This is a genomic window from Rubrivivax sp. JA1026 (assembly GCF_011065555.1).
Lineage (GTDB): Bacteria > Pseudomonadota > Gammaproteobacteria > Burkholderiales > Burkholderiaceae_C > Rubrivivax > Rubrivivax benzoatilyticus.
In genome coordinates this window covers 282,217-295,564 of record NZ_JAALCQ010000005.1, presented here as the reverse complement: position 1 = coordinate 295,564, position 13,348 = coordinate 282,217, and the positions used below count along the sequence as shown (strand labels likewise).

General features: G+C 71.6%; 14 protein-coding genes. 1 reads left to right on the top strand and 13 read right to left on the bottom strand.

All coding sequences use genetic code 11. From position 1 onward, the window contains the following. The 3 genes from G5B56_RS11235 to G5B56_RS11225 all read right to left on the bottom strand — a co-directional run bounded on the left by G5B56_RS11235 (nucleotide 1) and on the right by G5B56_RS11225 (nucleotide 1,589). Nucleotides 1-489 (bottom strand): YgjP-like metallopeptidase domain-containing protein, encoded by a 489-nt coding sequence (locus G5B56_RS11235; protein WP_009856495.1) that lies wholly within the window; start codon nucleotides 487-489, stop codon nucleotides 1-3. A gap of 4 nt (nucleotides 490-493) precedes the next feature. Then, nucleotides 494-730, bottom strand: coding sequence for a hypothetical protein (locus tag G5B56_RS11230; protein ID WP_009856494.1), 237 nt, complete (start codon nucleotides 728-730; stop codon nucleotides 494-496). Between the two features lie 181 nt (nucleotides 731-911). After that, nucleotides 912-1,589, bottom strand: a complete 678-nt coding sequence (locus G5B56_RS11225) for a PEP-CTERM sorting domain-containing protein (RefSeq protein WP_240920716.1) — start codon at nucleotides 1,587-1,589, stop codon at nucleotides 912-914. A 296-nt stretch (nucleotides 1,590-1,885) separates the two neighbouring features. Between G5B56_RS11225 and G5B56_RS11220 the strand changes: the two genes are divergently transcribed. After that, nucleotides 1,886-5,062, top strand: a complete 3,177-nt coding sequence (locus tag G5B56_RS11220) for a DUF3427 domain-containing protein (protein ID WP_164963247.1) — start codon at nucleotides 1,886-1,888, stop codon at nucleotides 5,060-5,062. An 18-nt stretch (nucleotides 5,063-5,080) separates the two neighbouring features. Here G5B56_RS11220 and G5B56_RS11215 read toward each other — a convergent pair whose 3' ends face one another. The 10 genes from G5B56_RS11215 to G5B56_RS11170 all read right to left on the bottom strand — a co-directional run bounded on the left by G5B56_RS11215 (nucleotide 5,081) and on the right by G5B56_RS11170 (nucleotide 13,155). After that, nucleotides 5,081-5,524, bottom strand: a complete 444-nt coding sequence (locus G5B56_RS11215) for a DNA-binding protein (protein WP_164963246.1) — start codon at nucleotides 5,522-5,524, stop codon at nucleotides 5,081-5,083. Then, complete coding sequence (locus G5B56_RS11210) at nucleotides 5,490-6,080, bottom strand: nucleotidyltransferase domain-containing protein (protein ID WP_310733804.1); 591 nt, start codon at nucleotides 6,078-6,080, stop codon at nucleotides 5,490-5,492. The genes G5B56_RS11215 and G5B56_RS11210 overlap by 35 nt, the downstream gene beginning before the upstream one ends. A gap of 141 nt (nucleotides 6,081-6,221) precedes the next feature. Further along, nucleotides 6,222-7,682 (bottom strand): ribonuclease G, encoded by a 1,461-nt coding sequence (gene rng, locus G5B56_RS11205; protein WP_009856492.1) that lies wholly within the window; start codon nucleotides 7,680-7,682, stop codon nucleotides 6,222-6,224. A gap of 73 nt (nucleotides 7,683-7,755) precedes the next feature. Beyond that, on the bottom strand, nucleotides 7,756-8,367 hold the full coding sequence (locus G5B56_RS11200; RefSeq protein ID WP_164963244.1) for a nucleoside triphosphate pyrophosphatase: 612 nt from the start codon (nucleotides 8,365-8,367) through the stop codon (nucleotides 7,756-7,758). Between the two features lie 128 nt (nucleotides 8,368-8,495). Further along, nucleotides 8,496-8,966 carry a 23S rRNA (pseudouridine(1915)-N(3))-methyltransferase RlmH gene (gene rlmH / locus G5B56_RS11195; protein WP_009855293.1) on the bottom strand — a complete coding sequence of 157 codons (471 nt, stop codon included), beginning with the start codon at nucleotides 8,964-8,966 and terminating at the stop codon, nucleotides 8,496-8,498. A gap of 1 nt (nucleotide 8,967) precedes the next feature. Next, nucleotides 8,968-9,639: a ribosome silencing factor gene (rsfS, locus tag G5B56_RS11190; RefSeq protein WP_009855292.1), complete on the bottom strand. Its 672-nt coding sequence runs from the start codon at nucleotides 9,637-9,639 to the stop codon at nucleotides 8,968-8,970. Continuing rightward, complete coding sequence (gene nadD / locus G5B56_RS11185) at nucleotides 9,640-10,260, bottom strand: nicotinate-nucleotide adenylyltransferase (RefSeq protein WP_164963243.1); 621 nt, start codon at nucleotides 10,258-10,260, stop codon at nucleotides 9,640-9,642. Next, nucleotides 10,257-11,183 carry an oxygen-dependent coproporphyrinogen oxidase gene (hemF, locus tag G5B56_RS11180; RefSeq protein ID WP_009855290.1) on the bottom strand — a complete coding sequence of 309 codons (927 nt, stop codon included), beginning with the start codon at nucleotides 11,181-11,183 and terminating at the stop codon, nucleotides 10,257-10,259. The genes nadD and hemF overlap by 4 nt, the downstream gene beginning before the upstream one ends. Next, nucleotides 11,180-12,433: a phosphoribosylamine--glycine ligase gene (gene purD, locus G5B56_RS11175; protein ID WP_164963242.1), complete on the bottom strand. Its 1,254-nt coding sequence runs from the start codon at nucleotides 12,431-12,433 to the stop codon at nucleotides 11,180-11,182. The genes hemF and purD overlap by 4 nt, the downstream gene beginning before the upstream one ends. Then, entirely contained in the window at nucleotides 12,430-13,155 is a 726-nt protein-coding gene (locus G5B56_RS11170) for a YebC/PmpR family DNA-binding transcriptional regulator (RefSeq protein ID WP_009855288.1), read from the bottom strand. The genes purD and G5B56_RS11170 overlap by 4 nt, the downstream gene beginning before the upstream one ends. Between the last annotated feature and the right edge of the window lie 193 nt (nucleotides 13,156-13,348).

Here is a 13,348-nt window from a genome sequence, read left to right as displayed (position 1 = left end):
TCAGAGTTCGCGTGCCGTCAGCCACAGCCGCAGCTCGAACTCCAGCGTCGGGTACTCGGGCTCCATGTGGCGGCACAGCGCGTAGAAGGCCTTGTCGTGCTCGCGCTCCTTCAGGTGCGCGAGCTCGTGCACGGCGATCGTGCGCAGGAAGTCGGCCGGCGCCTCCTTGAACAGCGCGGCGATGCGGATCTCGCGTTTGGCCTGCAGCCGCCCGCCCTGCACACGCGACACCGCGGTGTGCGTGCCCAGCGCGTTCTTCACGACGTGCAGCTTGGGGTCGAAGACGACCTTGGACAGCGGCGGCGCGCTCTTCATGAACCGCGACTTCAGCGCGCAGACGTAGTCGTAGAGCTCGCGCTCGTTGCGCACCGGCGAAGGCTCGGGGTGGCGGCGCGCGACGTAGTCGGCCAGCCGGCCTTCGGCGATCAGCGCCTGGACCTGGGCCAGCAGGTCGGGCGGGTAGCCCTGCAGATACTTGAGTTCTGACACCGGCTCAGCAGCGGCCCGAGCGCCGGCTGCGCGGCTGCAGCTTGTCGAGCTCGGCGAACTGCTGCTTGAGCAGCAGCATCAGCGCCCGCGCCTGGTCGACCGGCAGGCTGAGACAGGAGCCGGCGGCGCCTTCGTCGCGCGCCGGGCGCGGCAGCACCAGCGCGTCGACGCCGATCTCGATCAGGCCCTTGTCGTGACGCAGGGACTTCAGGCGCTGGACTTCGATGTCGTAGGTCTTCATGCGGGGGCGGGGTGACGCGAAAGCCGGCGATTGTCCGCCGCCCGCGGCCGCAGCGGGCCGTGTTCACGACAACGACCGGCCCCGCGGCCGTCGCGCCCCATGCGCCCTGAAGATCCGCCCGCGCCCCGAGCGGCAACGCCGGCTCGGCCCGCCCGGCGTGCCGGGCGCTGCGGCAGCCGGCTCAGTGACGGCGGCGGCGGTTCGCGGCGGCCACGCCGAACAGCGCCAAGCCGGCCAGCGCCAGCGTCGCCGGTTCCGGCACGTCGTTGCCGGGCTCGCCGACGACGACGCGGATCGCGCTGCGGCCCATCTCGGCACCGGCCGCGGAGTAGGCGACCAGGGCGAACGTGTACTCGCCGGCGGCGAACGCGTCGAAGGCCTTGCCCACCTCGAGGAAGTCCATGCCGAGGTTCCACGAGTCCTGGATCAGCGGCAGCGCCGAGAACGCGCCGCCGATGTGCGCCGCCTGGTCGGTGCCGGCCGCCGGATCGCGGTCGATCAGCAGCTGCACCGAGTAGCTGGTGGTGTCCAGGCCGCTGACGTAGTACGCGAAGTTCCACAGCGCATACGGGTTCGCCGGCGACGGCGACTGTTGCGACACCCCGTCCGGCGCGAAGAAGGTCCCGGCGCCGTCGTTGGCGAGGTTCGGCCCGACGTAACGCTGATGCGCGGTCAGGCCGAGCGTCAGGCCGTTCTCGAACTCCGTCACCGCCACGGCGTTGTTCGGGATGCCGCTGCCGCCGAAGGTGGCGCCCGGCAGCGTGCCGAAGCGGTCGTAGGTCGGCGTGACCGGCGCAGCGATCGCGGAAGCGCAGGCGACGGTGGCGAGAGCGGACAAGGTGCAGCGCAAGATGTTCATGACGGTGTCAAACGTGATTTCCTGCATCAAAAGCACGTGACATGCCACTCCACCTCGGGGCGGCAGATTTCGCCGGTGTGACAAGGGTTTGTCCGCAGCGGCGGGGCCGCGGGCCGAGGCTGCGAACCGGTCGGTGTCAAGGATGCCGACAGGCCGGATGCGACCGGTCCCGCGCGAGCGTGCCGACCGGGCGGGCCGGCGTCCTGGTACAACCTGCCGCCGAGAACGCTCAGCGAGAACACGACGATGCCCCTGATGGAGATCGGCGCGGGCCTGCGCGGGCCGGGTGCCGGCCGATGACGCCGGGACTCCTGCCCTCCGGCCTGTACGACCTGCTGCTCACCGAGCGCCTGGAGCGCCTGCTCGCCGCCGACCCGGGCGCGCGGCATCAGGTCCTGCCGCTGGCCGGGAATGCGGCCGAACTCGTGGCCGATGCCCTGGTCCGGCAGCTCGCCGCCCTGCTGGAGGAACTGCCCGGCGACGGCGAAGACGCGGCGACACGCCAGCTGGGGCTGGTCAACGAGCTGCTGATCTGGCTGCGCGAGCGGCTGCAGGGCAACACCAGCCGAGGCGCGGCCGCCGCTGTCGACCTGCTGGCGCCGCCAGCGCGGCTGCTGCGCGCCGTGCACCGCTCGCCGACCCGCCCGACACCGCCCGAGCTCGGCCTGGCCATGCCGTGGCTGTTCACCGCCGGCAAGGGCTCGCCGTCGCTGCTGCAGGAACTGCGCCGCGAGCTGGCATCCAGCGACCGGGTCGACATCCTGGTCAGCTTCATCACCGTATCGGGCGTGCGCAAGCTGCAGGACGTGCTGCAGCAGATCACCGCCCGCGGCGGCGACGCCGGCGCGCCCGGGCCGCGCATCCGCATCCTCACCACCACCTACACCGGAGCCACGGAGCTGCGCGCGCTCGACGAGTTGGCACGCCTGCCGGGCTGCGACGTCCGCGTGTCACTGGACGGCCGCCGCACGCGGCTGCATGCCAAGGCCTGGATGTTCCACCGCGCCAGCGGCTTCGGCTCGGCCTACATCGGCAGCGCCAACCTCAGCGGCGCGGCGCTGACGGGCGGCCTGGAGTGGACCGTCAAGCTCACCCAGCGCGGGCAGGCCGCCTTGTTCACGCGCGCCGAGGCGCACTTCGAGACGCTGTGGTCGGACAACGAGTTCCGCCGCTACGACCCCGACGACGCCACGCACCGCCAGGCCCTCGCCGCGGCGCTGCGGCGCGAGTCGGGCGCCGGGCCGGGCGATGGCGGCCCGGGGGCCGTCGGCTTCTTCGACCTGCAGCCCAAGAGCTACCAGCAGGAGATGCTGGAGCAGCTGGTGGCCGAACGCGCGCACGGCCGCCAGCGCAACCTGCTGGTGGCCGCCACCGGCACCGGCAAGACGGTGGTCGCCGCGTTCGACTACCGCGCCAGCTGCGAGCGCCTGGGCGGGCGGCCTCGGCTGCTGTTCGTGGCGCACCGCGAGGAGATCCTGCGCCAGGCGCTGCGCACCTACCGCGAGGTGCTGCGCGACCCCGAGTTCGGCGACCTGCTCTGCGGCACGCACGAGCCCGGGCAGCTGGACCACCTGTTCGCCACGATCGACAGCGTCAGCAGCCGCGATCTCGTCGCCACGGCGGGCGCCACGCACTGGCACACCGTGGTGGTCGACGAGTGCCATCGCCTGGCCGCCGAGCGCTTCGACGCCTTCGTGCGCGCGGTCCGCCCGGCCGTCCTGCTGGGCCTCACGGCCACGCCCGAGCGCAGCGACGGCAAGCCGCTCGCGCCCTACTTCGACCACCGCCCCGACGGCAGCCCCGCGGTGGAGCTGCGCCTGTGGCACGCACTGGACCTGCAGCTGCTCGCCCCGTTCGAGTACTACGCCTGCGACGACGAGACCGACTTCTCGTCGGTGCCCTGGGACCTGCCTGGCGAACGCGACGCGATCGACAAGCTCGTCACCGCCAACGACCTTCGCGCGAGGCTGGTCGTCAAGGAGTGGATGCGGCTCGCGTCCGAGCCCCGGCAGTCCCGGGCGCTGGTGTTCTGCGTCTCGGTGGCGCACGCCGAGTTCATGACCGAGCGGCTCAACCGCGCCGGGCTGCCGGCGGCCTGCGTCGTCGGCAGCACCCCGGGCGACGAACGCCGCCGCGCACCGCAGCGGCTGGCCAGCGGCGAGCTCTGCGCCCTCGTGACCGTGGACCTCTACAACGAAGGCGTGGACCTGCCGACGGTGGACACCCTGCTGCTGCTGCGCCCGACGCAGAGTCCGGTGCTGTTCCAGCAGCAGCTGGGCCGCGGGCTGCGCCTGGCGCCGAGGAAGGACAGCTGCCTGGTGCTGGACTTCGTCGGCCAGCACCGCGCCGACTTCCGCTTCGACCGGCTGCTGTCGGGCATCACCGGGCTGACGCGGCGCGAGCTGGCCGACGCCGTGGAGCACGGCTTCGGCAGCCTGCCGCCGGGTTGCCACATCCACCTGCAGAAGCAGACGCGAGAGCAGGTGCTGGGCAGCCTGCGCACGCTCACGCAGCAGAGCTGGAGGCGACTGAAGACCGAGCTGCAGGCCTACGCCGCGCTGCGCGGCCGCAGCGCCGTGCGCCTGGCCGACTTCCTGAGCGACCAGGCGCTGGAACTGGAAGACGTGTACCGCGCCGGCACCGGTGGCACACGCAGCGGCTGGACCGCGCTGAAGCGCGAGGCCGGGCTTCTGGTGTGCGAGCCCGGCCCCGAGGAGGACTACTTCAGCCGGCGCGCGGCCGACCTGCTGCACATCGACGACCCGGCCCGGCTGACGCTGCTCGGCCGCCTGCCCGCGCTGCACGCCACCCGCCACGCGCTCGACGCAAGCGACCGGGCCTTGCTGCAGATGCTGGCCTACCAGGTCGACGGCCGCCACGAACAGAAAGGCGACGCCGCCACCTTCCTCGCCCGCCTGGCGGCACATGCGCCGGTGCTCGAGGAACTGGCCGAGCTCGGCGGCTGGCTGGAAGCCTCGAACGCACGGCCCGCCGTGCCGCTGCCGGGCCTGGACGACACGCCGCTGGTGCTGCACGCCCGCTACGGCATCCGCGAGATCCTGACCGCCGTGGGCTGGCTGAGCGCCGAGCGTCGCGTGCCCTTCCAGGCCGGAGTGCTGGCCCTGGCCGAGCGCCGGACCGAGCTGCTGTTCGTGACGCTCGACAAGAGCGAGGGCTTCCACGACCGCATCGCCTACCGCGACTACGCGATCAGCGCCGAGCGTTTCCACTGGCAGTCGCAAAACAGCGCCGGCCCCGACACACCGGCCGGACGGCGCTACCTGGAGAGCGCGCACAACGGCTGGCGCTTCCAGCTCTTCGTGCGGGCGCACAAGGGCGAGCCCTACCGCGCCTGCGGCCCCGTCACCCTCGACGGCGCCGAGGGCAGCCGACCGATGAGCATCACCTGGCGGCTGCAGCGGCCGCTGCCGGCGCGGCTGTTCCGGGAGTTCAGCGTGCTGCGGGGCAGCTGAAGACGCGCAGCCCGGTATTCAGCCCGACAGCAGGTCCGGCCGATGCGCCTTCAGCCAGGCCAGCACGTGCCCCTGCAGCGCCTTCGCGCTGGCCAGGCACTCGGTGGCCACGGCTTCGGGGATGAGATCGCCCGAGTAGTCGGACAAGTTGCGTTGCTTGCGCAGCGCGTCGAGCACGATGACCTGGGCCGGCGCGACGCCGACGCTGGTGCCGAGGGTCTGGATCGCCGTCTGGTGGTGTCCGGGCTTGCTGGTCAGCGTGCGGTAGCCGTTGGCCTGCAAGGCCACCATCGACAGCTGCATGATGGCCTTGTAGGCCGCGTCGAAGCGGTTCTCCGCGCTCAGGCCGGCCAGCTGCGCATCGGCCAGATTGCGCTGCGCAGCCGCCAGCAGCTTGCCGACAGCGGCCGCGTCCGGCTGGATCGCGTCAAGGCTGATGCCCAGCAAGTTCTTCAAGGTCATCGGCGTTGCCGATCAGGAAGATCTTGGGGCGCGACAGCACGTCCCGCAGGAACGGCTCCGAACGAGCCCTTGCCGCAAAGTCGTCGAGCGCGAATACCTTCGGGTTGATCTCGCGACCCAGGGTGGTCTGCGCCGGGTACAGCGCCTGGACCACGTCTCGGAAGCCGGCATCGCCGACCAGGAGCACGTCGATGTCGCTGCCGGCCGTTTCCTCCCCGCGGGCGACCGAGCCGAAGACAAAGGCCAGCTTCACGCGCCCGGCCAGCGGCGCCAACGCTGCCGAGAGCACATCGCCCAGGCCCGAGGTCTTGCGCAGGATGCTGGCCAGCTCGGCGTAGATCGGGCCGCTGGTGTTGGCGCTGTAGACCTGCTGGTTGCCGCGCTTCTCACGCCGCAGCAGCCCCGCCTCGGCCAGCTTGGTGAGCTCACGCGTGATCGTGCCGGCCGGCAGGCCCGTGCGGCGAGCGACCTCCCGGCCATGCAGCGCTTCCTCCGGCCGCAACAACAGCAGCCCGAGCACGCGACGGCGGTATTCGGGGAACAGCAGGGAGGCCAAGGATTGATGCATGGAAGGCGCCAATTGTCGCTTTATTTGCATCGATTTACCAGACACCTCAACACGACACGCCGCCCGAAAACAAGCGGGGCATCAGGCGACTGCAGGTGGCAAACGACACCGACCTGGGCCCGTGGAGGCCTACATCAGCACGATGTCGTACTGCTCCGGGTTCATCGTCGCCTCGGCCGACAGCGAGATCGGCTTGCCGATGAACTCCGACAGCCCGGCGATGTGGCCGCTCTCCTCGTCGAGCAGCATCTCGACGACGGCGGCGCTGGCGATGACGCGGAATTCCTTCGGGTTGAACTGCCGCGCCTCGCGCAGGATCTCGCGCAGGATGTCGTAGCAGACGCTGCGCGCGGTCTTCACCTGGCCGCGGCCCTGGCAGGTCGGGCAGGGTTCGCAGAGCATGTGCGCCAGGCTCTCGCGGGTGCGCTTCCTCGTCATCTCGACGAGCCCCAGCTGCGTGAAGCCGCTGACCGTGGTGCGCGTGCGGTCGCGTGCGAGCTGCTTGCGCAGCTCGGCGAGCACCGCCTGCTGGTGGTCCTCGCGCGTCATGTCGATGAAGTCGGCGATGATGATCCCGCCGAGGTTGCGCAGCCGCAGCTGGCGCGCGATGGCGCCGGCCGCCTCGAGATTCGTCTTGAAGATCGTGTCCTCGAAGTTGCGCGCGCCGACGAAGCCGCCGGTGTTGACGTCCACCGTCGTCAGCGCCTCGGTCTGGTCGACGATCAGGTAGCCGCCGCTCTTCAGGTCGACGCGCCGCGCCAGCGCCTTGGCGATCTCCTCCTCGATGCCGAAGAGGTCGAAGATCGGCCGCTCGCCGCGGTAGTGCTCGAGCTTGCCGACCGCGCCCGGCGTGTAGGTCTCGCCGAAGACACGCAGCGCCTCGTGCTGCAGCTTGGAGTCGATGCGGATCGAGTGCGTGGCGTCGGTGGTCAGGTCGCGCAGCACACGTTCGGCCAGGCTCAGGTCCTGGTGCAGCAGCGTGCCCGGCGGCTTGCTCTGCGCACGCTGGCGGATCGCCGCCCAGGTCTTGCGCAGGTAGGCGATGTCGTCGGCGAGTTCGGCGTCGCTCGCCTCCTCGGCGTTGGTGCGCAGGATGAAGCCGCCGCCGTCGGCGCCGACCAGCGCCTGCATGCGCGAACGCAGCTGCTCGCGCAGCTCGGGGCCGCCGATCTTCTGCGAGATGCCGATGTGGTCGTCGTGCGGCAGGAAGACCAGCATGCGCCCGGCGATCGAGATCTGCGTCGACAGCCGCGCGCCCTTGGTGCCGATGGCGTCCTTGATGACCTGCACGGTCAGCGTCTGGCCTTCGAAGACGTGGCGCTCGATCGGCGGCAGCGGCGCGTCGCCGCGTGTCGTCGGGTGGCCGAACAGGTCGGCCACGTGCAGGAAGGCCGCACGCTCCAGGCCGATGTCGACGAACGCGCTCTGCATGCCGGGCAGCACACGCGCCACCTTGCCGAGGTAGACGTTGCCGACCAGCCCTCTCTCGAGCGTGCGCTCGACGTGCAGCTCCTGCACCGCGCCGTTCTCGACGATGGCGACCCGCGTTTCCTGCGGTGCCCAGTTGATGAGGATGTCCTGCGTCGCCATGGCGCGCAGTCTAACGAGACGCCGGGGGCGCCGCGTGTGCGGGGCTACGCGCAGCGTGCGCTGGCCGTCACGCTCAGGGCGCGGTGGCGACGCCGGCCTCGGCCAGCAGCGCACGCGTCTCGAACAGCGGCAGCCCCATGATCCCGGAGTAGCTGCCTTCGACGCGTTCGATCCAGGCCGAGATCGGCCCCTGGATGGCGTAGGAGCCGGCCTTGCCGAAAGGCTCGCCGCTGGCGACATAACGGCCGATCGTCGCCTCCGGCAGCGCAGCGAAGCGCACGACCGAGTCCGACAGCGCGAGCCGCCGCCGCGTGCCGTGCGCCAGCGCGACGGCGGTGTAGACGTGGTGTTCGCCGCCCGACAGCGCACGCAGCGTCGCCGCGGCGTCGTCGGCGTCGCGCGGTTTGCCGAGGATGCGCGGCCCCAGCGCCACCGTCGTGTCGGCACAGAGGATGGGCGCCGGCGGCAGCGCACGCGCGTGCAGCCGCGCGACGGCGGCGTCGAGCTTGGCCCGCGTCACACGCTGCACGTAGTCGGCCGGCGCTTCGCCGTCGCGTTCGGCTTCCAGCGCCTCGGCGTCCTCGTCGGGCGCAGGCAGCAGCGGGCGGTGGGCGACGCCGAGCTGGTCGAGCAGCTGAGCGCGGCGCGGGCTCTGCGAGGCGAGGTAGACGAAGGTGGTGTTCATCGTGGAAAGCTGTCGTGCGCCGCCATCTTGCCCCCTCTCCCGCTCGCGGGAGAGGGTTGGGGTGAGGGCTCGTGGCGCGCAGGCACCCTCACCCCTGCCCTCTCCCGCCTTGCGGGAGAGGGAGCCGGTCATTCGCGGTGGTAAGGGTGGCCGGTGGCCAGCGTCCAGGCGCGGTACAGCGCCTCGGCGAGCAGCACGCGCGCGAAGGCGTGCGGCAGCGTCAGGTCCGACAGGCGCAGCGTCTCGTCGGCGCTGGCTTTCAGCGCCGGGTCCAGCCCGTCGGGGCCGCCGATCAGCAGGGCCACGTCGCGGCCTTCGCCACGCCAGTGGGTGACACGTTCGGCCAGCTTGACGGTGTCCAGCCGCGTGCCGCGTTCGTCGAGGATCACGCGGCGCACGCCACGCGGCAGCGCGGCCTCGAAGCGTGCGGCTTCGGCGGCCATGCACTGCGCGGCGGTCTTGCCGCCGGTGCGCGGCTCGGCCTTCAGCGCCTTCAGCTCCAGCCGCATCTCGGGCGGGAAGCGTTTGGCGAAATCGGCCCAGGCCTCGTCGGCCCAGGCCGGCTGGCGCTGGCCCACGGCCACGACCAGCAGCTTCACCTCAGCGTGCGGTCTTGCGCGCGGCGGTCTTGCGCGCCGGGGCCTTGGCGGCCGGCTTGGCGGCCGGCTTGCGCGGCGCCGCGGCCTTCTTCGCCGCCGGCTTCTTCGGCGTGCCGACCTTCACGGTCGACACCGGCAGGCCGGCGTCGGCGTCGCGGCGCGCGGTCTTGCGCGCCGGCGCCTTGGCGGCCGCCTTCTTGGCCGCCGGGCGTGCGGCCTGGCGCGCCGCCACCTTGTCGGCGGCCTTCTTCTTGGCCGCCTTCTTGGCTGCGGGCTTCTTCGGCGCCTCGTCCATCGGCTCGGAGGCCTTGACGAGGCCGCCGCCGGTGGCACCGAGCTTCACGCGCACCGCCTTGCCGCCCCAGATCTCCTCGAGGTGGTAGTACTCGCGGATGGCGGGCTGCATGATGTGCGCCACCGCCTGGCCGCAGTCGACGATGATCCACTCGCCGTTGTCCTCGCCCTCGGTGGACAGGACTTCCATGCCGCGGGCCTTGACGGTCTCGCGCACGCTGGAGGCCAGCGCCTTGGTCTGACGGTTGCTGGTGGCCGTCGCGATGATCACGCGCTCGAACAGCGGCGACAGGGCCTCGGTGTTGAAGACGGCGATGTTCTGCGCCTTGACGTCTTCCAGGCCATCGACGATGGCCCGTTGCAGCTTGCGAATGTCCATTCAGCTCCCGGATGCGACCCGGTAAAGGGCGTGCTGGTCAATATAGCGTGCCACCTGCGGCGGCACCAATTCGGTGATGTCCAGGCCGTTGGCGGCCCGGCGGCGGATTTCGGTGGCCGACACGTCGACCGCCAGCGGCAGCAGCGCCAGCGCGTGCGGGTGGCGCGCCACCTCGGCATCGGCCACCAGCGCGACGCCCGGCCGTGCGGCGACGGCCAGTTCGACCCGCGCGAGCAGCTCGCGCCAGCCGTTCCAGGTGTGCAGGCCAGCGTACTGGTCGGCGCCGATCAGCAGCACCCAGCGCACGTCGGGCTCGCGCCGCTGCAGCTCGCGCACGGTGTCCAGCGTGTAGCTGGGCCCCGGGCGCTCGATCTCGAGGCGGTCGACGGCGAAACGCGCTTCGCCTTCGACCGCCGCTTCCAGCATCGCGACACGGTGCTCGGGCGCCGACAGCGCCCTCGCCTTCTGCCACGGCTGGCCGACCGGCACCCACAGCACGCCGTCCAGCGCCAGCTGTTTCATCGCCTCGTGCGCCAGCGCGACGTGGCCGCGGTGCACGGGGTCGAAACTGCCGCCGAACAGGCCGATGCGGCGGCCGGCGGCCGCGGGCGCGTGGTTCACTCGGCGAGCCAGTCGCGCGGACGCAGGAAGTCGGTGTACAGCCGCGCCTCGGGCGTGCCGGGCTCGGGCTTGGCGTCGTAGCCCCAGTGCACGACCGGCGGCATCGACATCAGGATGCTCTCGGTGCGCCCGCCGCTCTGCAGTCCGAACAGCGTGCCGCGGTCCCAGACGAGGTTGAACTCGACATAGCGCCCGCGGCGCAGGCACTGGAAGTCGCGTTCGCGTTCGCCGTAAGGCGTGTCGCGGCGCCGGCGCACGATCGGCAGCCAGGCGTCGAGAAAGGCCTCGCCGACCGAACGCACCATCGCGAAGTCGGCGTCGAAGCCGCCCTCGGCGAAGTCGTCGAAGAACACGCCGCCGATGCCACGCGGCTCGTCGCGGTGCTTCAGGTAGAAGTACTCGTCGCACCAGCGCTTGAAGCGCGGGTACTTGTCCTCGCCGAAGGGTGCCAGCGCGTCGCGGCAGACGCGGTGGAAGTGGCGCGCGTCGTCCTCGACGCCGTAGTACGGCGTCAGGTCCATGCCGCCGCCGAACCAGCTGACCGGCGCGCGGCCTTCGGGGAAGGCGGCGAACAGGCGCACGTTCATGTGCGTCGTCGGCACGTGCGGGTTGCGCGGGTGCATGACCAGCGACACGCCCAGCGCCTCGAAGGGCGAACCGGCGAGCTCGGGCCGGTGCTGGGTGGCCGTCGGCGGCAGCGCCGCGCCCTTGACGTGGCTGAAGTTGCAGCCGCCGCGTTCGATCAGCGGCCCGCCTTCGACGAGTTGGGTCAGCCCGTCGCCTTCGAGCCGGCCGCCGGCCGGGCGCTGCCAGGCGTCACGCAGGAACGGCGTGCCGTCCTCGGCCTCGACCGCGGCGACGATGCGCGATTGCAGCTCCAGCAGCCAGCGGCGCATCGCCGCGGTGTCGACGGCGGCGTTCAATGGCGGATGGCCCGGTGGCCGATGTCGTTGCGCCACTGCGCGCCGTCGAAGGCGATCGCGTGCACGCCTTCCAGCGCCCGCTGCTGCGCCAGCCGCACCGAGTCGCCGAGCGCGGTGACGCAGAGCACACGCCCGCCGCTGGTGACGGTCTGGCCGCCGACGACCTTGGTGCCGGCGTGGAAGACGACGAGGTCCTCGCGTTCGGCCGGCAGCCCGCTGATGACGTCGCCGGCACGCGGTTCGGCCGGGTAGCCGGCGGCGGCCATCACGACGCCGAGCGCGACGCGGCGGTCCCACTGCAGCGCGACGTCGGCGAGCTTGGCTTCGGTGGCCGCCAGCAGCAGTTCGACCAGATCGGTCTTCAGCCGCATCAGGATGACCTCGGCCTCGGGGTCGCCGAGCCGGCAGTTGAACTCCACCGTGCGCGGCTGGCCCTGGGCGTCGATCATCAGCCCGGCGTAGAGGAAGCCGGTGAACGGATGCCCGTCCTTGGCCATGCCCGCCAGCGTCGGCTGGATGATCTCCTGCATCACCTTGGCGTGCACGTTGGGCGTGACCACCGGGGCCGGCGAATAGGCGCCCATGCCGCCGGTGTTGGGGCCGCGGTCGCCGTCGAAGATGCGCTTGTGGTCCTGGCTGGTGGCCAGCGGCAGCACCGTCGTGCCGTCGGCGACGACGATGAAGCTGGCCTCCTCGCCTTCCATGAACTCCTCGATGACGACACGGCCGCCGGGAATGCCCAGCATCGTGTCGATCGCGGCGTGCGCCTCGTCCAGCGTCATCGCGACGACGACACCCTTGCCGGCCGCCAGGCCGTCGGCCTTGACGACGATCGGCGCGCCCTGGGCGTCGACGTAGGCGTGCGCCGCGGCGGCTTCGGTGAAGCTCTCGTAGCGCGCCGTCGGGATGCCGTGGCGCTTCATGAAGTCCTTGGCGAAGGCCTTGGAGCTTTCCAACTGCGCCGCCGCACGCGTCGGGCCGAAGATGCGCAGCCCGCGTGCGCGGAAGACGTCGACGACGCCCGCGGCCAGCGGCGCCTCGGGGCCGACGACCGTCAGCGCCACCTTCTCGGCGACGACGAAGTCGGCCAGCGCCGCCGGGTCCGTGATGGCGACGTTGCGCAGCCGGGCGTCCGCCGCCGTGCCGCCGTTGCCCGGCGCCACGTAGACGTGCTGCACGCGCGGGGACTGCGCGAGCTTCCACGCCAGGGCGTGCTCGCGGCCGCCGCCGCCGATCACGAGAACCTTCATGCTTCGATTTCCGCGTTGTGGAAGACGTCCTGCACATCATCGAGGTCCTCGATGACGTCCAGCAGCTTCTGCATGCGCGCGGCGTCTTCGCCGGCCAGCGCGATGGTGTTTTCGGCGCGCATCGTGACCTCGGCGACCTCCGCCGTCAGCCCCTTGGCTTCGAGGGCGGCCTTCACGGCCTGGAAGTCGGCCGGCGAGGTCAGCACCTCGATCGAGCCGTCCTCGCCGGTGACCACGTCCTCGGCGCCGGCTTCGAGCGCGGCTTCCATCACCGCGTCCTCGCTGGTGCCGGGGGCGAAGATCAGCTGGCCGCAGTGCTTGAACTGGAAGGCCACCGAGCCTTCGGTGCCCAGGTTGCCGCCGTACTTGCTGAAGGCGTGGCGGACCTCGGCGACGGTGCGCACGCGGTTGTCGGTCATGCAGTCGACGATGATCGCCGCGCCGCCGATGCCGTAGCCCTCGTAGCGGATCTCCTCGTAGTTGACGCCTTCGAGGTTGCCGGTGGCCTTGTCGATGTTGCGCTTGACGGTGTCGGCGGGCATGTTGGCCGCCTTGGCCTTGTCGACCGCCAGCCGCAGCCGCGGGTTGGCGTTCGGATCACCGCCGCCTTGGCGGGCGGCGACGATGATCTCGCGGATCACGCGTGTCCAGATCTTGCCGCGCTTCTCGTCCTGGCGGCCTTTGCGGTGCTGGATGTTGGCCCATTTGGAATGTCCGGCCATGGGGGGAATCTCCTGTAGCGCCGTTCGGGGTCGGGGTGACGGAAAGTCGGCGCGCTTCCTCAGCGAAGGGCGCGATTTTAGCGGTGGCCCCCGGGTGCCCCCGGCCCCCGGACGCAAGAGCGGGCGCCGGGGCCGGCGCTAGACTCGCGCGACCCATGCCGGCGTCCTGCCGGCCGCCTCGACAAGACAGCCA

Bases quoted from the DNA above. Each gene is read 5' to 3' on its own strand.
- G5B56_RS11230 (WP_009856494.1), bottom strand. From the start codon at position 730: ATGAAGACCTACGACATCGAAGTCCAGCGCCTGAAGTCCCTGCGTCAC.
- G5B56_RS11225 (WP_240920716.1), bottom strand. From the start codon at position 1,589: ATGAACATCTTGCGCTGCACCTTGTCCGCTCTCGCCACCGTCGCCTGC.
- G5B56_RS11220 (WP_164963247.1), top strand. From the start codon at position 1,886: ATGACGCCGGGACTCCTGCCCTCCGGCCTGTACGACCTGCTGCTCACC.
- G5B56_RS11215 (WP_164963246.1), bottom strand. From the start codon at position 5,524: ATGACCTTGAAGAACTTGCTGGGCATCAGCCTTGACGCGATCCAGCCG.
- rng (WP_009856492.1), bottom strand. From the start codon at position 7,682: ATGGCGACGCAGGACATCCTCATCAACTGGGCACCGCAGGAAACGCGG.
- G5B56_RS11200 (WP_164963244.1), bottom strand. From the start codon at position 8,367: ATGAACACCACCTTCGTCTACCTCGCCTCGCAGAGCCCGCGCCGCGCT.
- rsfS (WP_009855292.1), bottom strand. From the start codon at position 9,639: ATGGACATTCGCAAGCTGCAACGGGCCATCGTCGATGGCCTGGAAGAC.
- purD (WP_164963242.1), bottom strand. From the start codon at position 12,433: ATGAAGGTTCTCGTGATCGGCGGCGGCGGCCGCGAGCACGCCCTGGCG.
- G5B56_RS11170 (WP_009855288.1), bottom strand. From the start codon at position 13,155: ATGGCCGGACATTCCAAATGGGCCAACATCCAGCACCGCAAAGGCCGC.